The sequence below is a fragment of the Microcoleus sp. Pol7_A1 genome (assembly GCF_036701085.1).
Taxonomy (GTDB): domain Bacteria; phylum Cyanobacteriota; class Cyanobacteriia; order Cyanobacteriales; family Microcoleaceae; genus Microcoleus; species Microcoleus asticus.
Map to the genome: position 1 here is coordinate 20,951 of NZ_JAUBQD010000009.1, position 25,757 is coordinate 46,707.

General features: G+C 47.4%; 15 protein-coding genes. 8 read left to right on the forward strand and 7 right to left on the reverse strand.

Going from position 1 to position 25,757, the window contains the following annotated elements; translation table 11 throughout:
- Positions 1-152: 152 nt before the first annotated feature.
- From QUA20_RS07855 to QUA20_RS07865, 3 genes are all read left to right on the forward strand, one after another.
- Positions 153-464: a hypothetical protein gene (locus tag QUA20_RS07855; protein WP_333187325.1), complete on the forward strand. Its 312-nt coding sequence runs from the start codon at positions 153-155 to the stop codon at positions 462-464.
- Between the two features lie 148 nt (positions 465-612).
- A complete protein-coding gene (locus QUA20_RS07860) occupies positions 613-2,460 on the forward strand; it encodes a HAMP domain-containing sensor histidine kinase (protein WP_333187327.1) in 1,848 nt (615 codons plus the stop codon).
- 474 nt (positions 2,461-2,934) lie between these two features.
- Entirely contained in the window at positions 2,935-3,465 is a 531-nt protein-coding gene (locus QUA20_RS07865) for a DUF937 domain-containing protein (RefSeq protein ID WP_333187329.1), read from the forward strand.
- 117 nt (positions 3,466-3,582) lie between these two features.
- Here QUA20_RS07865 and ilvD read toward each other — a convergent pair whose 3' ends face one another.
- Positions 3,583-5,268: a dihydroxy-acid dehydratase gene (ilvD, locus tag QUA20_RS07870; RefSeq protein ID WP_333187330.1), complete on the reverse strand. Its 1,686-nt coding sequence runs from the start codon at positions 5,266-5,268 to the stop codon at positions 3,583-3,585.
- Positions 5,269-5,555: 287 nt separating this feature from the next.
- Here ilvD and QUA20_RS07875 point away from each other — a divergent pair, with 287 nt between their 5' ends.
- Together QUA20_RS07875 and QUA20_RS07880 are read left to right on the forward strand one after the other, a co-directional pair.
- Positions 5,556-6,398: a pentapeptide repeat-containing protein gene (locus QUA20_RS07875; protein WP_333187564.1), complete on the forward strand. Its 843-nt coding sequence runs from the start codon at positions 5,556-5,558 to the stop codon at positions 6,396-6,398.
- A gap of 87 nt (positions 6,399-6,485) precedes the next feature.
- Positions 6,486-7,349: a sulfite exporter TauE/SafE family protein gene (locus QUA20_RS07880; RefSeq protein ID WP_333187331.1), complete on the forward strand. Its 864-nt coding sequence runs from the start codon at positions 6,486-6,488 to the stop codon at positions 7,347-7,349.
- Positions 7,350-7,448: 99 nt separating this feature from the next.
- Here QUA20_RS07880 and QUA20_RS07885 read toward each other — a convergent pair whose 3' ends face one another.
- Entirely contained in the window at positions 7,449-8,249 is an 801-nt protein-coding gene (locus tag QUA20_RS07885) for a hypothetical protein (RefSeq protein WP_333187334.1), read from the reverse strand.
- A 381-nt stretch (positions 8,250-8,630) separates the two neighbouring features.
- Here QUA20_RS07885 and QUA20_RS07890 point away from each other — a divergent pair, with 381 nt between their 5' ends.
- Both QUA20_RS07890 and QUA20_RS07895 read left to right on the forward strand, forming a co-directional pair.
- A complete protein-coding gene (locus QUA20_RS07890) occupies positions 8,631-8,957 on the forward strand; it encodes a hypothetical protein (protein ID WP_172186591.1) in 327 nt (108 codons plus the stop codon).
- Between the two features lie 59 nt (positions 8,958-9,016).
- Entirely contained in the window at positions 9,017-9,556 is a 540-nt protein-coding gene (locus QUA20_RS07895) for a GIY-YIG nuclease family protein (protein ID WP_333187337.1), read from the forward strand.
- Positions 9,557-9,801: 245 nt separating this feature from the next.
- On the opposite strand, the gene QUA20_RS07900 is transcribed toward QUA20_RS07895, so the two are convergent.
- The 5 genes from QUA20_RS07900 to QUA20_RS07915 form a co-directional block, all read right to left on the reverse strand.
- Entirely contained in the window at positions 9,802-11,124 is a 1,323-nt protein-coding gene (locus tag QUA20_RS07900) for a response regulator (RefSeq protein ID WP_333187340.1), read from the reverse strand.
- A 106-nt stretch (positions 11,125-11,230) separates the two neighbouring features.
- Positions 11,231-15,367 carry an ATP-binding protein gene (locus tag QUA20_RS07905; RefSeq protein ID WP_333187343.1) on the reverse strand — a complete coding sequence of 1,379 codons (4,137 nt, stop codon included), beginning with the start codon at positions 15,365-15,367 and terminating at the stop codon, positions 11,231-11,233.
- Between the two features lie 32 nt (positions 15,368-15,399).
- Positions 15,400-15,927, reverse strand: coding sequence for a DUF6887 family protein (locus QUA20_RS07910; RefSeq protein ID WP_333187345.1), 528 nt, complete (start codon positions 15,925-15,927; stop codon positions 15,400-15,402).
- Positions 15,914-16,216, reverse strand: coding sequence for a DUF6888 family protein (locus QUA20_RS31945; protein ID WP_445304654.1), 303 nt, complete (start codon positions 16,214-16,216; stop codon positions 15,914-15,916). The genes QUA20_RS07910 and QUA20_RS31945 overlap by 14 nt, the downstream gene beginning before the upstream one ends.
- Positions 16,177-21,684, reverse strand: a complete 5,508-nt coding sequence (locus QUA20_RS07915; RefSeq protein WP_333187347.1) for a PAS domain S-box protein — start codon at positions 21,682-21,684, stop codon at positions 16,177-16,179. The genes QUA20_RS31945 and QUA20_RS07915 overlap by 40 nt, the downstream gene beginning before the upstream one ends.
- Before the next feature lie 241 nt (positions 21,685-21,925).
- Between QUA20_RS07915 and QUA20_RS07920 the strand changes: the two genes are divergently transcribed.
- Complete coding sequence (locus QUA20_RS07920) at positions 21,926-25,738, forward strand: glycoside hydrolase family 2 TIM barrel-domain containing protein (RefSeq protein WP_333187348.1); 3,813 nt, start codon at positions 21,926-21,928, stop codon at positions 25,736-25,738.
- The last annotated feature ends 19 nt before the right edge of the window (positions 25,739-25,757 follow it).

The window sequence follows — 25,757 nt, forward strand, 5'->3', positions numbered from 1 at the left end:
CGCCACCAGAGTTTAAGTAAACAGTAGCTTACAAATTAAATGCGCGACAGCTTACGAGTTAAAAAAAAGAATGCAACTGTAGGCAAGCCGCAAACCCCGATAGTCATCAGTCATTCCCCATCTAAAACCTAAAATCTCAAATCTAAAATGCTATGGCGAAGCGCCCGATCGTACTGCACCAGCCCGCAAACCCGATTCTGTCCGTCTGCGGGCGCGATTTGCGGAGTTTGAGCGCCAGCGGGACGGACAAATGCGATCGCCCTCTTGCTGAAATTGTAGCTTGCACGACTACTCAGCTACAGCTTATCACCTGCCCGAACCGCAGACCAGTTTATTTGCATCTACCTACTTATTTATTTAATAGCGAGTCGAGCAATACTTTTTTATTAAGAAACCAATATGACATTAAGTACACAGAAACCAGGTTTTTTAACGCCAGTGCGTCCTGGAAGCTCCGAAAGTAGAAACGAGAAACCGGGTTTCTCAGGCAAGGTAAAAGCGTCCTAATTCACAAAAATTATCAAATTAAGTATCCATGCCGTACTCTCAAATCAGTCACGACTTAAGTTAGACTGAATTGTCAGTGCGTGAATTATTCACAGGTTAGCATCTATGCAGCTCAAACATCTGAATCAGCCTTCACAAACACTCGCTACCTCTTGCGAGCATAACATCAAAGAGAGCCAGCCAGCAAAGCTTAATTATTTCGCTCAAATAGCCCGTTCCTTTAGCAACCTCAGTATTAGCGACAAAATCTGGCGTGGGTACGCACTGGCTCTTTGTGTTGCGATTGGGGGAACGACTGTCGGGATGTTGGCGGGGAATCATTACTATCGCAGAACGAACAATCAAGTACACATCGATCTAGAAAGTCGGCTTTTAAATAAGTTGCAGGTGGCTTTACTGCGGACGCAAAACAGCCAAGAGCGGCTGATTTACTGGATCGAACAGCCTGAAATATTTGACCGCAAATACCAACAGCTACAAAACAATACCCGCAGTTTGAAGTTGTCCATATCTGAAATTGAAAGTCATAAAGACATGGAAGATGTAGAAGGTTTACAAAATTTTAAAACCAATTACGCTTCGCTACTGTCTAATTACCTTGATCGGCTAGAAATTGTCAATCAAAAAATAAGTAATTTGCCAAATAACCCTGCTCAAAAAAGTGTTAAACGCAAGTTGCTGTCGAATTTAGATCGAGATAAAATTGGGTTGGAACTAGATAGGGCGGTCAATGATATAGCAGAAATTATCGATCGCGCCCAAGAACAAGAAGATGCAGCGGGGGAGGCCCTGCTGCGAGCGCAGGCGCTGCGGGTGCAAATAATTTTTGGTAGCATGGCACTGTCGATCGTCGTTGCAGCACTGCTGGCGGGCTTCACCAGTCGGGCGATCGCCAAACCCCTCGCCGCTGTAACTAATATCGCTCAGCGAGTGACCCAAGAGTCTAATTTTCAGTTGCAAGTACCTGTTACCAGCACCGATGAAGTGGGAGTATTGGCAGCTTCGCTGAATCAACTGATTCAGAAAGTAAATCACTTGCTAGAAGAATTGAAAGCCGGACAAGAAAGCCACATACTTCAAAATGAGAAAATGGCAAGTTTGGGGCGGATGTTGGCCGGTGTCGCTCACGAAGTTAACAACCCAATCAATTTTATCTATGCCAATATCGACCCGGCGAAACATTATGTTGAAGATATTTTAGATTTGCTCAACACTTACGAAACAGAAATTTCCAAGCCGCCTGCCGCAGTGATCGCGAAAGGCGAAGAAATAGACATCGATTTTCTCAAAGAAGATTTGATGAAAATATTTGACTCGATGCAAGTAGGCGCTGAAAGAGCCAAAGCTATTATCTTAAGTTTGAAAGATTTTTCTCGCCTCGACGATGCGGCCCCTCATCCCGTCGATTTGCACGCCTGCATAGACAGCAGTTTGCTGATTCTCAACAGCCGAATCAAACAGGGCATTGAAGTGGCGCGAAATTACGGGAACATTCCGAATGTTGAAGGCTATATGGGTTTGCTTTACCAGGTGTTTGTGAACATTCTGAACAATGCACTAGATGCTGTCGAAGAGAAAGCAAAAAGTGAGAAAACAAGTTTTGAGGAGGCGAAAAAACAATCGGCTTCGGAGTCAATCAAACACGAAGCACCGAGTTTTTTGCCCAGGATTGTGATTGCTACAGAATACTTAGACGAAGACTCAGTGGTAGTGCGAATTTCCGATAACGGTACCGGAATAGCGCCAGCAAGTCAAGAAAAAATGTTTCAAACATTCTTTACGACTAAACCGAGAGGTGTAGGTACTGGTTTGGGATTGGCAATCGGTCGCGAAATTATTGTCAAGAAACACGGTGGGACAATTAACTTTTGGTCGGAGGTGGGAACGGGGACGGAATTTACGATCGCCCTGCCGATTAAGCAGGATGATTTAATGCCAAATACGCTCTTATAACCTCCAATTTCTCGCGAAGATAATTCCCTCTACAACGAGAAATTGTCAACCAAGTCCGAGGAGAGAGGAACTGTAAAAAAATAAAAATTATCAGTTTTTAGAGCCCTTTCAAAAAAGAAGACCATTCTCAGCCCGCAATCTAAACTCTGATGTCATAATTCATTCCAAATCTCAAATCTCAAATCTCAAATTGTATGAGATTGCTTACTGACCGAAAGCATCCAGGATACAAGCCCCCGGATTCATCAGTGGAGAAATAAAAAACCTGTATCCGATAAACAATCCCCCGAATTTATCCGTGGGATCAATTCTTCAATTATAAAATCTAAAATCTAAAATCTAAAATCGATTGACTGGCTGTCGCTACGCCAATAGATGAGTGATAAGACCCAACTCAAAACAATTTTTTGTAATCTTGAAAAACAGGAGTTGCTATAATTTAAAGTTGAGAAACAACTGTACGGAGCAAAAATTATGGGACTATTTGACCAAATTTTGAGCGCGATCGACAATCCCAACCAACAAGCAAGTCCCAATGAGTTGGGCAACATTCTGGGTGCGGTAGAGCAGTTGAGCAGCAACCAGGGCGTCAATACGGGCACGACTCAGCTAGCAATGTCGGTTTTGGGCGGATACGTGCGATCGGCATTGCAAAACGTGCGATCGCAGTCGGGAGACGCCCAAGCTCAAGAAGTTGTCAACGAATTTAGCGGCACAAATCCCAATCCGGAAGCGGTACAGAGTTTGTTCGGAGCAGGCGAACTGACGCAGATAGTGAACGATATCGCCCACAGAACCGGTTTGAATAACGCCACAGTGCAGGCGATGATACCTGTTTTGGTGCCGCTGGTGCTGAATTTGCTAAAAACCGGTAGCAACGCCCAAAACCCAGCCCCAGGCAGCAATCCCGTTTTGAATACGTTTTTAGATGCAGATGGAGACGGCGACGTAGATATTACTGACGCCATGTCGATGGCAGGCCGCTTTTTGAATCAGCGCAGTTAATTTGGGAATTTTGTAACCGCAGATATCAGCGGATGGAAACAGAGGAACGCAGATAGGATTTTATCTGCGTTCCTCTGCGTTTATCTGCCTCTATCTGCGGTTACAAAAACTCCTACTTTAACCCAAACCCAAATCAGTCACAGCACCAACACTGCTAGAAGAAACCAACTTAGCATATTTAGCCAAAACGCCTTTAGTATACCGAGGTTTAGGAGGCTGCCAAAGAGCGCGCCGCTGCTCCAATTCTGCATCAGAAACATTGAGCTGCAACAAGCGATTTTTAGCATCAATTGTAATCGAATCGCCCTCTTTTACCAAAGCAATTGTGCCGCCAACTTGCGCCTCTGGTGCAACGTGACCTACAACCATGCCGTATGTTCCGCCAGAGAAGCGACCGTCAGTAATTAACCCCACAGAATCGCCCAAACCTGCGCCAATAATTGCCGAAGTTGGTGCTAACATTTCGCGCATACCCGGCCCGCCTTTGGGCCCTTCGTAGCGGATCACAATCACATCTCCGGCTTGAATTTTGCCCGCTAAAATTGCATCCAAACAATTTTCTTCAGATTCAAATACCCGCGCCGGGCCGGTAATTATCGGTTTTTTAACGCCAGTAATTTTAGCAACGGCTCCTTCTGTTGCCAGATTTCCCCTGAGAATTGCTAAATGTCCTTGGGCGTAAAGCGGGTTGTTCCAAGGGCGGATGACATCTTGGTCGGTGCGGGGTTCGGCTGGAATATCTGCCAACACTTCAGCAACAGTTTGACCGGTAATTGTCAGCGCGTCGCCGTGCAGCAAACCCTGTTCTAACAGCATTTTCATTACTTGAGGAATGCCGCCGGCTTTGTGCAAATCGGTTGCTACGTATTTGCCGCTGGGTTTGAGGTCGCACAGCACCGGCACTTTCGCTCTAATAGTTTCAAAATCGTCGAGGGACAACTCAACTCCGATCGCATTTGAAATGGCCAATAAATGCAGCACAGCGTTCGTTGAACCGCCGATTGCCATAATTACCGCGATCGCATTTTCAAAAGCCTTGCGAGTCAAAATCTGGCTGGGTAACAACTGTTTGCGGACAGCTTCCACCAAAACTTTTGCAGATTCGGCAGCGCTGTCAGCTTTTTCGGCATCCTCAGCAGCCATTGTCGAAGAATAAGGCAAACTCATGCCCATCGCTTCAAAAGCGCTCGACATCGTATTTGCGGTGAACATTCCGCCGCAAGAACCAGCGCCGGGACAAGCTTTGTGTTCCACTGCATTGAGTTCTGTTTCGTCAATTTTGGCGGCGCTGAATTGACCGACTGCTTCAAAAACGCTGACTACGGTTAAATCCCGTCCGTTGTGGTGTCCGGGCTGGATCGTGCCGCCGTAAACAAAAATAGCAGGAATGTTCATGCGGGCGATCGCAATCATCGCCCCCGGCATATTTTTATCGCAACCGCCGACAGCCAGCAACCCGTCCATACTTTGGCCGTTGCAAACAGTTTCGATGGAATCAGCAATCACATCTCTCGACACCAGAGAATATTTCATCCCTTCAGTTCCCATCGAGATCCCGTCGCTGATAGTAATCGTGCCGAACATCTGCGGCATCGCGCCGGCTTCTCTTGCACCCGCAATAGCCCGCAAAGCGAGGTCGTTCAATCCCATATTGCAGGGCGTAATCGTGCTGTACCCGTTGGCAATCCCCACAATCGGCTTAGTGAAATCGCCGTCGCCAAAACCGACTGCCCGCAGCATTGCCCGGTTGGGCGCGCGCTGCACGCCTCCAGTCACAGCTTGGCTTCTCAAATTTTCAGGCATTTTAAAATTTCCTTTGTCAGTTGTCTGTTGTTGACTTGTCAGTTGTCTGTTTTTCTTTGCTGCTGGCTGTTTGAGTGCCCAGTGCCGAGAGTTTTACCCTATTGTTGATTTTCTCAGAAGCGTTGATATTTGTCAGGCCTTTTAGGAGGCAGCAGCACAGCATTGCCAGGAAAGCAGTGCAAAGATTCTACAGATACTACACGTGCAGGGTGAATACCGTAGTTATCTGGGATGATGTGGTAACACCCATCACTCTAACGTTTGAAAACAATTGCGAGGCGAATGACATGGAGGCCGATCGAATTCTGAGGCAATATGCGGCCGGAGAAAGAAATTTTCGAGAAATTAACCTCGCCGGGGCCGACTTACAAGGGGTAAACCTCAGCGAGGCTAACTTTACCAGAGCGAATTTCCAAGACGCAAACCTCAAAGGCGCTAACCTGACGGGAGCGAACTTGCGCGAGGTGAAATTGCCAGGGGTGGACTTGACGGAAGCTAATTTGACCGAAGCAAATCTGATCGGTACTGATTTGAGCCGCGCCAATCTCAGCGGGGCTAACCTGATGGGAGCAAACCTTCGCGGCTCAATGGCGAGAGAAGTCAACATGACCAAGGCTAATTTGACGGAAGCTAATTTGACCGAAGCCAACTTTACCGAAGCGAATTTGTTTGCGGCCAACTTAACCGACGCTAGCATGATTCGCATTAATTTGATGAAAGCAAATTTGAGTTGGTCAACTCTCAAAGCGGTAAACCTGACAAATGCCATCCTTAGCGAGTCGCTTTTAGAAAGAGCTAACCTGAATCAGGCAATTCTTAGCGGGGCTATGCTAAGCGGGGCCAACCTGACTGGTGCAGACTTGCGCCAAGTAACGATGGTTGGAGCTAATTTGAGCGAAGCTAATTTGAGCAATGCTAATTTGAGAGTTGCTAATGTGAGTTGGTCAACGCTGGCAAGAGCTAACTTGAGCGGTGCTAATTTGTACCGGGCAAAGCTTTGCTGGTCTAATTTTAGCGGGGCTATTTTGATGGAAGCGGTTTTGATTGATGCTAATCTCAATCGAACTAACTTCCGCGATGCAGATTTGAGGCGGGCAATTATGCCCGACGGCACAACTAATGATTCTTAAAATTTGATTGTTGATTGTTAACTGTTGACTGTTGACTGTTAACTGTTGACTGTTGACTGTTGACTGTTAACTACAGACTAATGACTAATGACTATCAGTGAATTATTGATTCTGGGTGCGGCCGGACTTTTTGCCGGAATTCTAGCTGGTTTTTTGGGTATCGGCGGCGGTACGGTGCTCGTACCTTTGTTGGTGGCTCTCAATTACGCTCCGGTGCAAGCGGTTGCTACTAGCGGTTTGTCGATCGTCATTACAGCTATTTCTGGCAGCATCCAGAATTGGCGCATGGGCTACCTCAGCTTGAGTCAAGTCGCCGGCATAGGATTTCCCGCCGTCATCACAGCACAAATCGGTGCTTATTTGGCGGGGATATTTCCGCCTTACTTGCTGTTACTTAGTTTTGGGCTGTTGCTGTGGCTGAATATTTATTTAATTGAAGTTCGCAAGCGCGTGACAGCTAAGAAGAAAGCGGAAGCAGAACAAGGGGAACTAGGAGAACAAGCGGGACAAGGGGAAAATCCTCAATTACCAATTACCAATTACCAATTACCACAAAATTCAAATATTTTATTCCATCCAACTTTTGCTAAAATTGCTACCGGCAGTGCTGCGGGTTTATTAGCGGGTTTGTTTGGCGTAGGCGGCGGCGTGATTATGGTTCCCCTGCAAATTTTGCTGTTAGGAGAAAGCATTAAAACTGCAATTCAAACGAGCTTGGGCGTCATCGTCATCACGGCAATTTCCGCGACGGCTGGACACGCGGCGCGCGGGAATGTTTTGTGGGTTGTGGGGTTGATTCTGGGCGGCGGCGGTTTGTTGGGGGTGCAGGTGAGCACGCGGTTTTTGCCGAGATTGCCCGATCGTATTGTTAGTTTAGCTTTTCGATCGCTCTTGGCAATCTTATCGATTTATATTTTCTGGCAAGCTTGGCAAAAATTTAGTAATGGGTAATTGGTAATTGGTAATTGGTAAGGTGCGCGGCCCGGCGCACCCTACGAAAGAAGGAGGGAAAGTGCGCGCAGCAGCCTACGAAAAACTCATAACTAACGACTAATTTGTTGATAGTTTCTTCACTGCGCGAGTCAGACGCTGCAAATAAGGCTTGACAATTTCTTGATTTTGCCGCTGCAATTCGGAAACTTGCTGCTGCAAATGCTGCATCTCGGTTTGCAGCATTTCTGTGTCTATTGTGGGTCTATCGAGCAAATCCTGCAATTGCTTCACAGAAGCTTGGATTGTATCAAAGTCTACTTCGTTCGATCGCTCCTGCAACTGAGCTGTAAGAGTTTTAACTTCAGTTAACTTTTCGTTCACCAATAAAAATCGGACGTTGACATTTTCCCAATCATGCTCTCTGAGGGCACTATTTTCCAAAATGCGCACTTTTTGCTGCAAATCCAACAGGATGGTGTTGAACTCCTGAGAATCTGCCGGAAGCGCCTGCGCTTGGCGTTCGAGGGAGGCTACGGCAGCTTGTACCTCGGCGATGGCGCCGGATTCCAAGCCCAGGATTTTGTGCTGCAAGTCGGAGACAGCGGTGTAGAGTTCCGCAGGTTGTCCAGGTAGTATCTGAACTTGCTGCGATCGACGTTCTACAGCGGCCTGTACGTCCGCGATCGCAGAATTTGCCTTGTGTTGCATTTGTTGCTCGAAACGCTGGCGATTGGCGAGATTCAGCGAGAGTGCTGCGGTTAAAGGGGCAACAGCGTAGAGAATTTGGCCTGACAATCCAGCAGCAATCGCGCCAATCGCTGAACCGGCAACAGAGGCGTATTCTGCGAATTCTAGCCAATCCGGCTGGTTCGGGGCACTTCTCAAAGCTGGGAATGATGCTTTTTCAATCTTCTGCATAGCCTTTTAGTCGTAGTCTGATAGATGGCGATAGGGACATGATAAAAGCGATCGGCAAATAAATCAGGGCTATTTGTCAAATTTTCGGGATTGTGGTATTTTTATTGACCGAAAGCATCCAGGATACAAGCCCCCAGATTCATCCGTGGAGAAATAAAAAACCTGTATCCGATAAAGGAACCCCCGAATTTATCCGTGGGGGCAATGCTTCAATCTAAAATCTAAAATCTAAAATCTAAAATCGATTGACCTCATGCCGAATACCTTGTGCGTTCAAAACGGTCAGTCTCAGGTAAAATTCAGGATTAAGTCGATCGCTCAATCAACAGTTAACTGATAACTGATAACCGTTAACCGCCGTCTGTCAGGAGTACACAGAAAATGGGTCTTAAGATTATTGAAAGCTACGATAGCAGTTTTGTCCTCGAACCTGATGCTAAAACTGCACTGTTCGGTTCATTAACCGGTGACAGCTTTCTCCAACAAGTAGCCCTACAATTGCAATGCTCGCGCATTGAGTTTGCCGAGTTACTTTTTCAGCCCGTCCCTTACAGCAGCGAGACGCCGAAGGGAATGCCTGCTGAATTTGAAAAGTATCACGAATCGAGCGATTTTGCGATCGTCAACGTCCCGCCTAATTTCATGTTCCAAGCCAAAATATTTAAACCCAGCCGTCTCTGTGCCGTTTATCGCGTTTTCAAGAGTTAGGTCAAGGCTGGTTCATCTGTGGTTTAATCTAAAATCTAAAATCTAAAATCTAAAATCGGATGACAGAAGACATTCACTCTCTCGCCAGCTTAGAATTCATTCCCTACATTGACTCCGAGGGGAAATTGCCCGATTTTATCCAGGGAAAAATTGGCGTTTACGCAATTTTTGACAGCGAGAAAGTCCTGCAATTTGTCGGTTATTCTCGCGACATTTACCTCAGCCTCAAACAGCATTTGGTACGGCAAACCCAATATTGCTACTGGCTGAAAATCCAAACTATCGACAAACCCAGCCGCACTATTCTAGAAAGCATCCGCTCGAGTTGGATTGCGGAAAACGGTTCCCAACCCCAAGGCAACGGTGTCGATGCTGCCAAGTGGAACGATCCCATCGACACCAAAACTGTGATGACTGCCCAAGAAACGGCAAATTATGAAGGTATCTTCGCCGATGAAATTGCCAAAGATAAATTGTTGAAAAATGTGGCGCGGCGCGTAGAAAATGAAATTTTTTCGCTGCTGAAAGCTCGCGGTGTAACTGAAGAAATCCGGTTTAATCCCAAGCTAAAAACTAGCGGATTGCTCGATTTAAAGTAAATACAATAGTCCTTACTGCGAACAGTAGGGAAACGACAATGCCGTTTCCCTAATTCCCGCGCCGGACACGGCATTGCCGTTTCCCAACAGATTCTCGGCTACAATCTATCTGATATATAGCACTCCTAAATCATTTGTGAAATTCTTACTCCCTCCCCTTACTAAGGGGAGGGTTGGGGTGGGGTAAAAAATTTACGACTCATTTAGGATTGCTATATCATCTCCGTCTGTTAACATTTTAACCGTTAAGATTTAACACAGATCGGAATCTGCACAATTAACTTGGCTCCTCGGCCCGGAGCAGAAATACAACTGATTTGCCCTCGATGTTTTTCCACTACAATATCGTGACTGATTGCCAACCCTAATCCAATACCGCTGCCTACAGGCTTCGTAGTAAAAAATGGGTCAAATATCTGGTGGCGCACTTCCTCACTCATCCCACAACCGTTATCGGCAATGTGAATAACAACCGATTTATAGTTGTGAGTGGCTAATTTTGAATCTTGATTGTGCAGGGCCGATTCTGACTCACAACTTACTGAAGTGCTGATGGTAATTTTTCGGGGAGACGGTTGAGTTTGCAGGGCATCAATAGCATTACTTAGCAGGTTCATGAACACCTGATTTAATTCACTGGCGTAACAGGTGACTCTTGGCAGTTGGCTGTAGTGTTTAATGACCTCTATCTCACCAGCTTTGTTTGCTCCCTTCAGCCGGTGCTGCAAAATAACTAAAGTATTGTCAATGCCTTCATGAATATCCACTGACTTGTACTTTTGTTCGCCAAGGCGGGAGAAGTTGCGCAAAGACATCACAATTTGACTGATCCGAGAAGCACCATCTTTCATCGAATTCAGCAGTTTTGGATAATCCTCTGCGATGAAGTCGGGTTGAATTTCGTCCAATTCGCCGATAATTTCTGGAAGGGGGTGCGGGTAGTAATGTCGGTACAATTCGACGAGGCGAAGCAAATCTCGCGCATAGTCCGCCGCTAGAGCAAGATTGCCGTAGATAAAGCTGACGGGATTGTTGATTTCGTGAGCAATCCCTGCCGCTAGCTGACCTAAAGAAGCCATTTTTTCCTTCTGTATTAACTGAGCTTGAGTCTTCTTGAGTTCAGTTACGGTTTGTTCGAGTTGCTGGGCATAGGATTGCGTTTGTTGAAACAACTGGCGCTGCACGAGTTGATTTGAGACGCGGGCCAGAACTTCTTGTTCGTGAAACGGTTTTGTGATATAATCTATACCACCAAGTTCAAAGGCTTTGACTTTATCAAACACTTCATTTAAAGCACTGATAAAAATAACCGGAATGTCCTTGGTTGTGGGAGAAGCTTTCAACGCTTGGCAGACTTTGTAGCCGTCCATACCGGGCATCATGATATCCAGCAATATCAAGTCAGGAGCAGTTAATTCGATCGACCGCAGAGCTAGTTTGCCGTCGGGTGCGGTGCGTGTTTTGTAGCCTTGCTGCGAGAGTATTTGAGCTAAAAGTTGCAAATTAGCCGGAATATCATCAACAATTAAAATATTCCCTTTTAAGACGGGAGTTGGTTCGCGATTCATATCTAGTTTGGTAAAATAACATTTATAGGTTTGTAGTGAATACGACCGTCCGAGCGGGTTTTATGAGGACGGTCGTACTCAATAAAAACCCGATATAATATCGTTTTTATTTTATTTCGGGATGGATGAGAGCTAGTATTTGGTTGAACTGAAACTCGTTAGCCAATGCGGCTAGAGCGCTAGCTAAAGCGTCATTTCGATCGCGAATTCGTTCAATTTGGATAAGTATTAACTCTAAATCGCACTCAATTGTGGCTTTCTCTAAAGCTGCGAGCCAATCTGCGGGTAAAGCTGCAACAGTCTCTGGAGTGGGAGCTTCGATTTGAGTTGAGTCGGGAACACTCTCCGGTTCATCGTAAATGTAACGCACTCCGAGATGTTTGTGCAGGGTGGCAAAGATTTCTGTATCTCGAAAGGGTTTGTGGATAAAGTCATCGCAATCATCTGATACAGTAACGGTTCGCGCTTCGTCGGCGTTACCGGCACTCAGGGCAATAATGGGGGTAGCTTGACCTTTAACCGTGGCTTTAATACGTTTCGTCGCTTCCTGTCCATCCATCACGGGCATCCACATATCCATAAAAATTAAGTGTGGCTCAAAACTCGACCACATTTCAATAGCTTCTATGCCGTTGCTGGCTTCTTGGAGTTCAAAGTTAAAGGCAGCGAGGAGTTCGATCAGCAGTTGGCGGTTGTCGGCTCGATCGTCCACAATCAAAATACGATAGCGCGGTTGGTTGCGTTCTAGAGCTATCACCCGACGCGGCGGCTGTAGGGGTTGAGTCGCCGGGGCCTCAACGGCGCTGACGGAGATATCAAACGCGAAAGTTGTGCCGCGTCCTTCTTCACTGCGCACAGTAATGATGCCACCCATCAGCTTGATAAACTGTTGGCTGATAGCCAGTCCCAAGCCTGTTCCCTGCTGAGATGCTGCCCCTGTTTTGGTTTGCACAAACGGTTGAAAAAGCCGCTCTAACTCTTCAGGAGCAATGCCGAAACCAGTGTCTTCTATTTCAAAATGTAATTGATAATTAGTGATTGGTAATTGTTGGTTTTCACCCTCCATCACTGCACTTACTCTTACCGCAATGCCTCCTTCTTTCGTAAACTTAATGGCGTTAGAAAGCAGATTAATTAAAACTTGGCGCAACTTAAGTTGATCTGTTTGCACGTATTCGGGAATATCGCTAGAGCAGTCAAATGTTAACTGTAATTGTTGCTCCCGTGCCTGAAGTTGGAACATCTCTTTTACATCGTTCAGCAAGCTGCTTAATTTAAAGTCTGTTGGGTTGAGGGTAATGCGTCCCGCCTCTATTTTGGCTAAATCTAATATTTGATTGATCAGAGCTAGCAAGTGTTCTCCGCTGCAGTTGATAATGCGGATATTTTCCTGCTGTTCGCGACTGAGGTTGGTAGAACGCTGCATCAATTGGGAGAATCCCAGAATTGCGTTGAGCGGGGTGCGGAGTTCGTGGCTCATATTTGCCAGGAAAGTGCTTTTCGCGACGTTGGCGGCTTCTGCTGCCCAGGCGGCTTGTTGGAGCAGTAGCGATTGCTGCTGAGTGGCTTCGAGCAATTGAGCTTGTTGTAAGGCGACTCCCAGTTGAGTGCTAATTTGCACCCCAATATTGATTTCTGCTTCGCGCCAAGTGCGGGGTGCAGAATTTTGATAGCTGGCGAGCAAACCCCAAAGTTGACTGCCGCAAAATATAGGAAAAATAACGTAGGCTCTAGCTTGAAATTGCTCTAACAGTTGCAGGTAACAAGGAGTCAACCCAGCGCTGTATATGTCTTCAATTATGTGGTAAGGAACGCCTCTAGCATACATACCGCCTTGATTTCTTTGTAGATAGGTATCTCGCACTGGTTCACCGGAGGCTTGCATAGTTTTCACGGTACAGCGAGAGTCTTCGAGAAGAGTGTTTGGAAAATTAAAATCGTCGGTTTGTTGCATCAGAGATATCCAGCCCGGAGCCAGTGACTCGGCAACAAATTCCCCGCTCCAATCAGGATTAAAACGATAGATACCGACACGATCGCATTTTAGGGTTTGTCGCAGTTCAGAGGTTGTAGTTTTGAATATTGTGTCAATATCTAAGGATTGACGGATGCGATCGATCGATCGGGCGATGGCTTGTTCCCCCTGCGCGCTTTCTCGCAAAGCTGACTCGGCTTGTTTGCGATCGCTAATATCCAAGACAGTGCCAAACAAACGCATCAACTGCCCTTTTTCATCGTAAAGCGGTTTCCCTCTGACTTCTATGTAACAGAGCGAGCCATCTCTTCGGATCAGCCGCAGATCGATTTCAAAGCTTTGTCCCGACATAGCTCGATCGCGAAGTATTGCGACATAGCGCGATCGATCTTCTGGATGAAAACGCTCGATTAATTGTTCGGTTGGCAGCGGTTTTTGAGTCGGATCGAACTCGTAAATGCGATAGAGTTCCTCACTCCAAGTGGTTGTATTTGTGGCGATATCGTGTTCCCAACTACCAATACGGGCAATTTTTTGAGCTTCCAGCAGTCGGGATTCGGCTAACTGGCGATCGCTAATGTCGCGCGCTACCCAAACCGCAGAGCGATCGGACAGCGGCGAAATTTTAGCAGCAAACCAAACTTCTTGATTATTAATCTGCTGACTGTAATCAAAACTAATCGTTTGTTTAATTTCCAATGCCTGTCGAACTTGAGCAAAATAAATCTCCTCGCTTTCCTCATGAAAAAATTGTTCGATGATCGAGTCAATCTGACTCGTCTGATAGTTGTAGTGAGAAATGCCCTTGGTGGGTATAATTTTGATCGTTTTTTCTGGCAATTCAAAAATTAATACAATATCTGCAATTGACTCAAATATTTGTAGAACTTGCTCGGTAGAAGTGTAAAGTTTTTGCTCGATCAATTGGCGCTCGGCTATTTCATATTCTAATATTTCGTTAGCACGAGCTAAGGCGTCGGTACGTTCCGCAACTTCGGATTCTAAAGTGCGATTGTAGTCAGTTAATATTTTTTCAGATTGTTTGCGCTGTGCGATGTTATAAAAAATAATCAGGGCATAAATAATGTTTCCGCCTTCGTCGAAAATTGGTGTGGCGCGCACCTCAAAAGGAATAAATTTCCCATCTCGATGAAGTTCTAAATCGTCAAGGAACACCGTTTCGCCGCGCAGCGCTCGGAATGCGGGCAGTTCTTCAGTTGGATACGGCTGGTTTTTGCGGTACATTTGATAAACTTTTACTGCTTCTTGTAAAGTCGCATCGGGGATAGTTTCTACGCCGAGCCAATGCTTGGCAGTTTCGTTGAAGTACACGGCTTGACCGGAGGCATCGTGGATAGCTACTCCCGCAGGTATGGCTTCGATAAATTGCTTGAGTTGGCTCTCGCTCTGCGCTAAAGCTTCATTTAAAGATTTTTGGTCTGCAAAAGCCTGTTGCAGTTGTGCTGCCATAAGATTAAAGGAATTGGCGAGTTCTCCGACTTCATCGAAGCGTCTAATTTCTAAAGGTCGATCCCATTTTCCTTTGGCAACATTTTTGGCGGCGGTATTCAAGCGCATAATTGGCTTTGTCACCCAACGGGAAGTCAACAATGCGATCGCGATCGCCAGCGGCAGCGTACAGGCGCACAACCACAATGTGTTGCGCGTATTTGCTTGAAGGCGAGCGATGAAATCAGACTCTGGCACCACCACCACAATCAACCAATCCAAGCCGCGGAAATCTCGATAAGGAGTGACGCGGACAAAATGCCGCTGGCGATCGCGGTTGTTCGCCAGGGTAAATTTCTGGGTTGTTTGCAGCGTGCGGAAGTTGCCAAATCGGTTGGCGAGTTGTCGAGCAATATCTCGCGTTCGGGCGTCCTTGCTGTTGATGGCTAGCAATGGCGTCGGTTGGTTTTTTGCTGGCGTCACCAAGGGTGTTTCTCGTGTGGATGTGGCAATCAGATTCCCCGATCGATCCATTATAAAAGTCTGTCCCGATGCAGAGAAGTGCAGCCGAGTCAGAAAGGTATTGATCGCCGACAGCCCATCAGGATCGGTGAGGCGATCGCTAATCCGTTCTCCTACTTGTTCGATTAGCTGATGCGCTACATTCTCAACTGATTTCTGACCGTTTTTGAAAGAAAGAAAGCTCGCTAGCGCGACTACACTTATCGTTTGCAAAACAAACGGAACAATCAGAACCGTTCGCAGGGGCAGCTTGCTGAAAAGTTTGGCTGCTGGGCGGTTGAAGAAATAAATGGGCATGGGTGTGAACCAATTGTGCTGGCGATCGAATTTTAACTGCTGTGGTCTGCCTTCACCCCGGCAATTGTCGCGCCTGGTAGGCTCTGAAATTTTCCTCCGGGTTCAATATAGCCAACTACCAGCGAAGATTGGGCGCGGCTGTCAAAATTTGCCTCTGTCAGTTCTGTTTCTAGCTGTTTTGCTGTTGATTCATTTCTACTAACAAAAACAGCCAGAGTTTTTATATGTTGTTTCTGTGTATGGGAAATCATATCTTTAATTAACAGCTCGATTAACGGCTTATTATTCGGCAAATAACTGCCCATAACTTGAATTTTAATTTCTGTTTGATTTCCCTCTCCATCTGTCAAAATCAAGCTAGAGGAGCTTTCGGAAATTTTATTAATAGTTTGATTGGGATGCTGGAAGTGCAACCATTTAACAACAGCAGCCTCAGTTGCGGCTACTGATTCGTGTAGCCGATCCGCCAAAGCATAGAAAGCCTCATTATCTTCTCGGTGAGCAAGTACATAAGCTCGCAATTCCTTTCTGCTCATAGCTTGAAAATTAGGCTTGTTCATCACAGTATCTCCATTGCCCGTTAGGATAAATCTCTATTTCAATAGTTTCACCAGCCAAAATATACAGGTAATTTGTGCGTTCATCGAGTCGCACTATGTAGATAGGCTGATACATATTTGTTAATTCATAGCAAACTACAAAGCATTTGAGTAACTGCGCTGCTGTAGGAATAATTTTTCCTCCTTCACTCTCGCACTTTTGGTTGTTTAGTTTACAAGAGTCAGAGTTTGCAGTAACGCCCGATCGCGTTACTGCAAATTTGTTAACTTTGCTAAAACGGCGGCGAATACAGCGGGTTCGATCGGCTTTGTTAAATGTTCGTTGTAACCGGCGGCGATCGCCCGAGCGCGGTCTTGTTCGCTAGCATAAGCTGTCAGCGCCACGGCCGGCAAGCGCTTGATTTTGTCGGATGCGGACGATCGCACTTGGCGGATCAGCGAGTCGCCGTCCTCATCGGGCATAGCGATATCGCTGATTAAAATATCCGGCGGCGACTGCTGTAAAATGTCGATCGCCTCCGCAGCCGAAGCTGCCGCAGTTGCAGTCGCCCCCAACTCTTCGATCGCCACAATCAAAAACTCGCGGTTGTCGGGTTCTCCATCAACTACCAATACCTTTAAACCTGCCAAAATACCCGGACGGATTTGAGGGGATTTGCTTTCCTCTCTCAACTTTGGCTGGTGATTCCGACGCTGTTTGAGCGGCAGTTTCACCGTAAATGTCGCACCCTTGTTTTTACCCGGACTTTCCGCAGTCACAGTGCCACCGTGGAGTTCCACCAAGTGCCGGACGATCGCCAATCCCAGTCCCAAACCGTTTTGATGCTTAGTAATCGAGCCGTCTGCTTGTCGGAAGCGATCGAACACGTAGGGCAGAAACTCTTGGGAAATGCCCTTTCCGGTATCGCTGACAGTAATTTGCACGTAATTAGGTGATGAGGAATCGGTAACAGCTACCGCCGATAAGCGCAGTTCCACATTTCCCCCCGAAGGCGTAAACTTGACGGCGTTAGTCAGCAAATTCGACACTACCTGCTGGACCCTCGGGGCGTCGCCCCACATCAAGCTGACTGCGGGGTCAAATTCTGAGGAAACGGTGACAGACTTAGCCTTGGCCGCCAAACGAACTGATTTCAGAGCAAACTCAATCGTCTGTCTCATGATGAACCAGCCGGGTTTCAGAGCCAGCTTACCTTGAATAATCCGGGAAACATCGAGCAAATCTTCCACTACCTGCACTTGCACCCTCGACTGACGCTCGATCGCTTCCAAACCGGAAGCTAAATCCTCTGCGGTGTACGGGCGGGTGCGCAACCTCTGTGCCCAGCCCATAATCACATTTAGAGGCGTGCGCAGTTCGTGGGAAAGAGTGGCTAGAAACTCGTCTTTCAGGCGGTTGATGGCTTCTGCTTGGGCCCGCGCGGCCTGTTCGCGATCGAGCAACTGAGCGCGTTGGGCCTCCAATTGCTTGCGATCGCTGATGTCGGTGACGATCGACATACAGTTGATGTTCCCGTTGCTGTCGCGGACTTGAGTTGCCCACAAACTGATGTCGATCGAGCTGCCGTCTTTCCTTTGGCGCTGGGTTTCCATGTCGGCGATCGCGTTTCCTTGGCGAATTCGTTTCAAATTCGCCATGAATTCCTCCCGCTTGTCTGCGGGAACGCTGGGCGCAAATTGATCTAACGCCTCTGATTCGGACCAGCCAAAAATCCTCTCGGCGGCTGGGTTCCACATTTTCACAGTGCCGTCGTCGGTGTCCAAAACGGTAATTGCCAGGGGACAAGCCTGAATCAAGGCTTCTAAAGTTTGATTGAGGTGCGATCGCGCTGCTTCTGCTTGTTTGCGATCGGTGATATCGACGTTCACGCCGATCGTCCGCCAAGGCAAACCGCGATCGTCGGGAAACCCCTTAGCCCTGCAAGCAATCCAGCCTACGCTTTTGTCGGGGCGGCAAATGCGGAACTCAATGTTTAATTCCTCCCCGGAAGCCCCCGCAGCTTTTACCTGCTGTTCGGTAACAGCGCGATCGTCTGGATGCAGCATTTGGGCCCAACTTTGATAGCTGTCTAAAGCGCCGACCGGCAGCCCGTACAAAGCCTCTAACTCCGGCGTACACGCGAGCTCGTCGGTTTGGACGTTCCATTCAAAAGTTCCGATTTTGCCTGCTTGCTGAGCGATTTGCAGCCGTTGTTGATTGTTTTTGAGTTCTGCTTCCACCCGCGATATCTCGGTCAAGTCGATGTAGAATGCGACGATCGTCTCTGGTTCGCGAGCGTCCGGGCACAGGATCGTGCCGCCCATCAGAATCGGCACGCGGCTGCCATCTTTGCGGATGTACTCTTTCTTGAAAGGAGTTGCGACTCCCTTAACTCGCAGTTCTTGCGCCGCCACGGCGTCGAGGTGCAGGTATTCGGGGGGGGTCATCCTGTCCCACCGCATTTGACCGGAGAGCAAATCTGAGCGGGTGTAGCCGACCATGTTGAGCAGGGATTGGTTGGCGTAGGCGATGCGGCCGCTCAAATCGCCGATCGCGACTCCGAAAATATTTGACTCGAACAGCCGCCGGAATATGGCTTCGCTTTGCTGCACTACTCGTTTTGCTTGGTTGCGATCGGTGATTTCGGCAACCACGGTGCTGACTCCCAGCAGTGTTCCGGATTCATCGATCGCGGGGTAAAAGCTGATTTGCCAATCCCGCAAAACTCCGGGCTGTTGCAGGGTTTCGGCCTTAATTTCCAAGTCGAGCACGGGGGTTTGCGTCGCCAGCACTTGGCGGTAAATCGGCTCTAGCATATCGGCGATTTCCGGACTCGCTTCTCTAACGGTGCGCCCGAGGTACTCTGCGATCGAGCGGCCGTTGATCTGAGCGAGGCATTCGTTGATGCGGATGTAGCGCAAATTGGTATCGACAAAGCACAGCCCGACTGGTGTGGTGTTGTAAACTAAGTCGAGTTCTGCTAGTTGGCGGCGAAGGCGTATTTCGTTTTCTAGAAGTTGGTTTTGGGCTTGTTTGCGATCGGTGATATCTAGTACGAAGAATGCTCCTTTGTCTGTGCATCCTTGGAAGTTTCCGCCGCCGACTAAAACTGGGAAGCGCGTGCCGTCTTTGCGGATCAATTCTTTTTCATAAGGCGGGCAACTTCCTCCGGCTGCGACTTGCGCGACGGCGGCGCGATCGAGTTCTCCGTATTCCGGCGCCGTAAATTCGACCCAGCGAATTTGTCCCGAAACTAAGTCTTCCCTCGTATATCCAATCATTTCCAGCAAGGCGTCGTTAGCGTCAGTAACTTCGCCGTTGGCCTCCCAGAAACCGATGCCGATCATGTTAGATTCTACCACGCTGCGGCAGCGCATTTCGCTTTCCCGCAAAGCTAATTCTGTTTGTTTTGCTGCGGTAATATCTGTGAGAATTAGGCCGACTCCGATTATTTCTTCTCTTTCATTTTTAACTGGGTAATAGTTTGCTACCCAGTAACCGAAATATCCCGGTTTCCCATCCGGTTCGCCACTCATTTCTAAGTTTAAAACAGGCTGGCCAGTTTCTAAAACTTGCTGAATTATCGGCGCAAATTTGGCTGCATATTTTGGCAACAATTGCCGGAAGTCTTGGCCGAGATGCTGTTCGATAGGCAAACCGTTGAGTTCTGCTAATACTTGATTGATATGGATGAAGCGCATTTCGCGATCGAAAAAGCAAATCGCTAGGGGAGATGCTTCTAACAGCGCGTCAATTAAGGCGAAGGATTGCGCTGTTTGAGATAGTGCTTGCTGCGCTTCTGCATAAAGTCTGGCGTTGTCGAGGGCGATCGCGACGCGGTATGCTAAATCTTCTAGCATTGCCATGTCTTCTGCACTGTAGCGGCGGCCAAACTTTGAGGTAAAGCAAGTGATCGAACCCATTACCCGCCCGCGCGCTTTCAGCGGTACGCAAGCGTGCGAGCCGATATTGAGCGATCGCAATATTTCCATTTCTGCTGCATTTTCGCATCCTGCTGCTAAAATTTCCTCATCCACTTCGGCAATTAGTTCGGATGTTCCGGTGCGGATTACCAGCGGATAGCCGTTAATAGCATTGTCGGCGATCGGACTGCGGATTCTCAAGTTATTCAGACTATCAACTATAGAGGCTTCTGCGTGAGCTGCTGCGACTCCGCGCACTTTTGAGTCGGTTTCGGTCAAATGAATGCAGCACCCGTCGGCGATCGAATTTACTGCTAATTCTGCTACCTTTTGCAGCACCGTTTCCCCGTCAAACGCATCAGCCAGCATTTTGCTGACTTCTGCTAAAAATGCCGAGCGCTGCTGTTGTATTTCCGCTTTTTCTCTCGCTGCTTGCTCGATTGTTAACTGCAATCTTTGAGTTTCTGCAAGTTTGAGTTCTGTGATATCGCGGCCGACAATTAAGGCGGATTCTGGTACGCCGTCTTTGCCAAATTCTGGAACGACGCGGGATTGATAACTTCGGATACCGTTGGTTGAGAATGCCTGAAATTCGATGATTTCTTCTCGACCTGTTTCTAACACTTTTTGCAGCGTTTCATCCCACACCTCGCACAGGTCCGGCGGCACTCCTATTTCTTGACTGGTTTTTCCCAGGAAGAATGAAAGCGGTTTTTCTTGGCTTGTTTCAACTGCTTTATTGACATACATATAACGCAGTTTTTTGTCCGTGCGGATAATGATATCTGGCGTATTTTCTAGCAGCGTTCTCAGTTGCTGTTCGCTGCTTGCCAAAGCTGCTTGCGCTTGTTGTCTTTCCGTGATATCTCTCACCGTACCCACGTATCCGATGAGTTCGCCGGAGTCGGAGAACATCCGCGAGGAACAAACGTTAATCCAGCGCACAATCCCCTCTGGTGTTTGCAAGCGATACTCGATCGCATATTCCCCACCTTCCCGAGTATAATCTAACCATCGGGCTAATACGCGATCGCAGTCTTCCGGGTGGATGCAATTCTCCCAACCGTCTCCTAAAAGTTCTGCCAAACTCAAGCCGCAAATAGCCTGACAGTGCGGGTTAGCGTAGGTGTAGCGCCCCTCAAAATCGGCCATAAAAATGCCGACTGGCGAACAGGAACTCAAACAGCGAAATCGTTCTTCTTGAGCTTGCAGCGCTTCTTTAGCTACTGTCAGTTCTGCTGTGCGCTCTTTGACGTGGCTTTCTAGCTTAGTGTAGGATAAAGCCAGGGCTATTTCTGCTTTTTGGCGGTCCGTAATATCGATGCCAGTTGCTATCACATATTCTACTAATCCCGCGCCATCGGTCGTCACAGTATTCGACCAAGAAATTAAGCGTTTATCGCCCTTTTTAGTACGCCAATAGTTTTGATATTCGCTGTGAAAATGTCCGGATTTTAGTTCGCTAAAAAAGGTTTTAACTGGTTCTATTTCTTCCGTAATCAAAAACAAATCCCACACATATTTATTGACAACTTCTGCTGTCGAGTAGCCTGTGGTTTTTTCGCAAGCTTGGTTGAAGCGGACAATCCGTCCTTGGCTATCGAGAACTACAATCAAGGAAGCCGTCGTGTCAATTACTTTTGAACTAATTTTACGTTCTATTTTTAATTCTTTTTCTGCGGACTTTAAGCCAGCATACCAAGCGCTAACCACTGCTGCGGTCAAAAGTAAGATTGCAGGAGCGACATTGAATGAAAACAGTAAAAGAGCGGTCAGCAGTAAAGCCGTGCCGGCACTAAATGTAGCAATGCTGTAAGATTGAATGGGTAAGGGCAAGACCTCAAACTGGCTCATTTTTTTTTGACCTGTAGCGCTGGCGCGATCGCACTATTGCTTATGTCGATGAAACAACCTTGTTAAAACTAAGCTAAAACTAAGTTAAAACTAATCATCTATTTTTTCTCTAGAAAACCACATTGGTCGGCGCTGTGTCATCTTCCCCGCGACAGATTTGCAGCGGGATTAGTGCTAAATAAACTGCTATTCTAGATGAAGAGACAAATTCGATCGGCTAATTTCTGGGAGTAATAAGCGAGTGAATAACAAGCGGGCAAAAATTATCGGATTATTTTTCGCAGCCGCCACCCTCTTTGGATTCGTCGGTTACGCGCTTCAAAATCCCAACTTCGCCAGCAACTCAGCGATGTCGATCGGCTTCCCCAATCTTACCATCGCGGCTGTCGGCGCGATCGACAACAAACGCGACCAAATCTATCTCAACGGAACTTGGCAATTTGTCCCCGCAGTTGGCAACTCCCAAAAACCCCCCGTCTCCCCAAGTTGGGGTTCCATCCAGGTGCCCGGAGACTGGCAAAAAGAAAACAACCAATCCGTACCCGGAATTATCACTCGCGGCAGCGGCAAAGATTGGGAAAACTTCAACAGTAAACAACTATCAAAAGCTTGGTATCAGAGAAATATAGACATTCCCGACAACTGGAGAAACCGCCGAGTTTTTATCGACTTAGCCAGAGTCAGCACCGATGCAGTCATCTTTGTCAACGGCATTAACTGCGGTCAAATCGCATGGCCTTACGGCACTATTGAAATTACCAAAGCAGCAAAACTAGGTCAAAACACCCTGTCTATTTTAGTCGTGGCAGTATCCGACGAAAAGGAAAAAGCCGTCATCATGGGCCCCAGTGAAATCTACACAGAAAAATCTAAGTTGCAATCGCGGGGAATCATCGGCGAAGTGCGGCTTCTGGCCGTTCCTCCAGGCCCGCTAATTAGCGACGTGTTCGTCCAAACTTCCACCAGAAAAAAGCAAGTTAAATTAGATATAGAACTCAAAGACGTTGCCCAAAGCGGTCAAGTTGAACTAATCGCACAAATGCTAGACGACCAAGGCAAAGTCGAACAAAAAATCACCGGAACCGCCAGGGTTCAAGCTAAAGCAATTCAAACCGTACAAGTCCAGTGGAATTGGCCAAATCCCCGTATTTGGGAGGTCGGCAAACCAAACCTTTACACCCTCCAATTAGAAGTAAAAGGTAGCGGCGTTAACACGCAATACGACCAACCTTTTGGCTTCCGGGAATTTTGGATAGAAGGGCGCAAATTTTTCTTAAATGGAACTGAATTTCGGCTGCGACCAAACTTGCACTCCGATTCTTGGCAAGGTGGGACAGTAGAAGTTTCTGACAGCCTAATTGATGGCTACGTAAAAGCCGGTTTTAACATAACAGAAATGTGGCCTTGGAATCATGACGAACGGGGTAGGTGGCACTTCCGAGAGTTATTTGCGGAAAGAGCAGACCTCAAAGGTTTTCCAATTATGGCTCCCGCTTTAGACATTAGTCCTATCGCTTGGAACGGCAAGTGGAAGAACCCCCTGTGGAAAAACCGCTGGAAAGCCCGAATGGTGACTGAAATGCGTCGCTACCGCAATCATCCATCAGTATTAATGTGGGCGACAAGTCCTAATTTTTTCGGCAACGGTGACGACCTAAATCCCCGTCGCATCGGCACAAGAAAAGTAGAAGGAACTCTCAGTCAGTCGGACAACGAGCGTTTGCGGGTGAACACTCCCCTAGGAAATGACGCTATAGCTGCGATTAAATCCGCAGACCCAACCAGACCTGTGATGGTACACCAAGGCGCAAACTTCGGCGATGTTTATGCGCTGAATACTTATTTAAATATGATTCCGTTGCAAGAACGGGAAGAGTGGATTTCTGAGTGGAGCAAAACCGGGGAAAGGCCCTACATGGCAGTCGAGTTTGGGACTCCTCTGCACGCAACGATGATGCGGGCCCGCAAAGGTTTTGGTCAGGCAATTCTCAGCGAACCTTGGATGACTGAGTTTGCGGCAATTTATTTTGGCAAGCAGGCTTACGAGTTGGAAACGGCCGCTTATAAAGCTAAAATTCGCGAGCAATTTGTTAAGGGTCAGGAGTATCAAAGCTGGCATTTTAAAAAAGAGTTAGATTTTGCACCAGCTTTTCAAAAGTTGCAGGAGTTATTCAGTACAAATACTTGGCGGAGTTGGCGGACTTTTGGAATGTCTGGCGGGATGATTCCTTGGAATGACGGACACGGTTGGGAAGTTTCCGAGGCTGGCAAAAAAAAGGTGGATATTGGGCTCTTTCAACCTGGCCGCCGGGGAGTTTATTTGAAGCAAGTCTCGAATAATCTTTTGAATTATTTGCAGCCAGAAGGTTACACTGTCCATCCTGGGGGCAAGGCAATTATGAATAATAATAGCTCGACTTTGGCTTGGATTGCTGGTGCTAGCCCGGTTTTTACTGCGAAAGAACACAATTTGTTGGTGGGCGGAAAACTGGCAAAGCAAGTAGTGTTAATTAACGATACGCGGGCGCCACAAGAATTTTCGTTTAATTGGCGGGTTTTGGTGGGGGGTAAAGAAGTAAAAAATGGCGAGCAAAAAGGGACGATTGAGTCGGCAGTAACGCTGTTTTTTCCAATAGACGTAAATTTGCCAAATACCATTTCTAGCAAGACTGACGGCGAAATTCGCTTGACGGCACGGGTGGGCGAGCGATCGCATTCTGATACATTTGCTTTCCGGGTTTTCCCCAACCCAGCCAAAAGCAAGGATACGCTGACAATCTTCGATCCAGCGGGCAAAACATCGGCAATGTTAAAAGAATTAGGTCATCAGCTTGTCCCGTGGAATGGTTCGCAAGTTTCATCGCTATTAATTATCGGTAGGGAAGCATTTTCTAACGGGGAAAATTTGCCAGGAAGTTTAGAAAGTTTTGTGCGAAACGGCGGCAAAGCAATTGTGTTTCCTCAGCGCAGGGAATGGCTGGAAAATACGGGTTTCCGGGTTGCTGCCCACGTCAGCCGCCGCGCTTATCCAGTTAACAGCAACCATCCCGCAATTAGCGGTTTAGACAGTGAAGATTTGCGGGATTGGGTGGGGGAAAGCACGCTGCTTGAAGCTTATCCAGATACGATCCAAACTGGCCCCAATTTGAGTCCGGCAAATAAACATTGGTACGGCTGGCGTTGGGGAAATCGCGGCGGTGTCAGCAGCGCTTCTATTGAGAAGCCCCACCGCAGCGGTTGGCGCCCAATTTTGGAATCTGAGTTTGATTTAGCTTATTCGCCGCTGATGGAATTGGATTACGGAAAAGGGCGGTTGATTTTAAACGAGTTGGATTTGGAAGACCATTATTCGGTAGATGCTGGGGCGGCGCAGTTACTACAACAAATTGTGAGTTACGGGATGAATTCTCCGGTACTTGGAAAGCCGGATAAAGTGGTTTTAATTGGCGGAGATGGGGATGCACAAAAGCTGGACAGTTTGGGGGTAATTTATCAGCGCGCTAATTCGCTTTCTAATGATGTTGGTTTGGCAATTGTGGGGAGAGAAGCGAATCTGAAAGATGCAGATTTGCGCGGTTATTTGAATGCTGGCGGGAAGGCGTTTTTCTTGCCGCGTCAAGTGCCTGTTGCGGGTTTGGACGTGGGTTTGCAGCAAGCGCAGGATTTTGGGGGTTCGCTGGCGGTTCCGAGTTGGGATGAGGTGAAGGGGATTAGCGCTTCAGATTTGCGATCGCGCTCTTTTTATGATACTTGGTTGATTAAATCTGGGGGAGAAATCGGTGCTGACGGTTTGTTAAGTCGGGTAAAAGTTGGCAAAGGTGTGGCAATTTTTTCTCAGATTGAACCGGACAGTTTGAATGCGGATACTAAGACTTATTTGCGCTTTACTCGCTGGCGGCAAACCCGGGCAAATGCTCAGATTTTGGCTAATTTAGGGGCGAGTTTTAAGGCGGATGGATCTGTGTTTAACGGTTCGAGTCGGGAGTTTTATCACTGGGATTACAAGACGGATTTTGAGAATGGGGACGATCCTTATCGGTATTATCGATGGTAGGATTTTTTAACAGCAGATT

Bases quoted from the DNA above. Each gene is read 5' to 3' on its own strand.
- ilvD (WP_333187330.1), bottom strand. From the start codon at position 5,268: ATGCCTGAAAATTTGAGAAGCCAAGCTGTGACTGGAGGCGTGCAGCGC.
- QUA20_RS07910 (WP_333187345.1), bottom strand. From the start codon at position 15,927: ATGAACAAGCCTAATTTTCAAGCTATGAGCAGAAAGGAATTGCGAGCT.
- QUA20_RS07900 (WP_333187340.1), bottom strand. From the start codon at position 11,124: ATGAATCGCGAACCAACTCCCGTCTTAAAAGGGAATATTTTAATTGTT.
- QUA20_RS07865 (WP_333187329.1), top strand. From the start codon at position 2,935: ATGGGACTATTTGACCAAATTTTGAGCGCGATCGACAATCCCAACCAA.
- QUA20_RS07895 (WP_333187337.1), top strand. From the start codon at position 9,017: ATGACAGAAGACATTCACTCTCTCGCCAGCTTAGAATTCATTCCCTAC.
- QUA20_RS07860 (WP_333187327.1), top strand. From the start codon at position 613: ATGCAGCTCAAACATCTGAATCAGCCTTCACAAACACTCGCTACCTCT.
- QUA20_RS07890 (WP_172186591.1), top strand. From the start codon at position 8,631: ATGGGTCTTAAGATTATTGAAAGCTACGATAGCAGTTTTGTCCTCGAA.
- QUA20_RS07905 (WP_333187343.1), bottom strand. From the start codon at position 15,367: ATGCCCATTTATTTCTTCAACCGCCCAGCAGCCAAACTTTTCAGCAAG.
- QUA20_RS07855 (WP_333187325.1), top strand. From the start codon at position 153: ATGGCGAAGCGCCCGATCGTACTGCACCAGCCCGCAAACCCGATTCTG.
- QUA20_RS07885 (WP_333187334.1), bottom strand. From the start codon at position 8,249: ATGCAGAAGATTGAAAAAGCATCATTCCCAGCTTTGAGAAGTGCCCCG.
- QUA20_RS07875 (WP_333187564.1), top strand. From the start codon at position 5,556: ATGGAGGCCGATCGAATTCTGAGGCAATATGCGGCCGGAGAAAGAAAT.
- QUA20_RS07915 (WP_333187347.1), bottom strand. From the start codon at position 21,684: ATGAGCCAGTTTGAGGTCTTGCCCTTACCCATTCAATCTTACAGCATT.
- QUA20_RS07880 (WP_333187331.1), top strand. From the start codon at position 6,486: ATGACTATCAGTGAATTATTGATTCTGGGTGCGGCCGGACTTTTTGCC.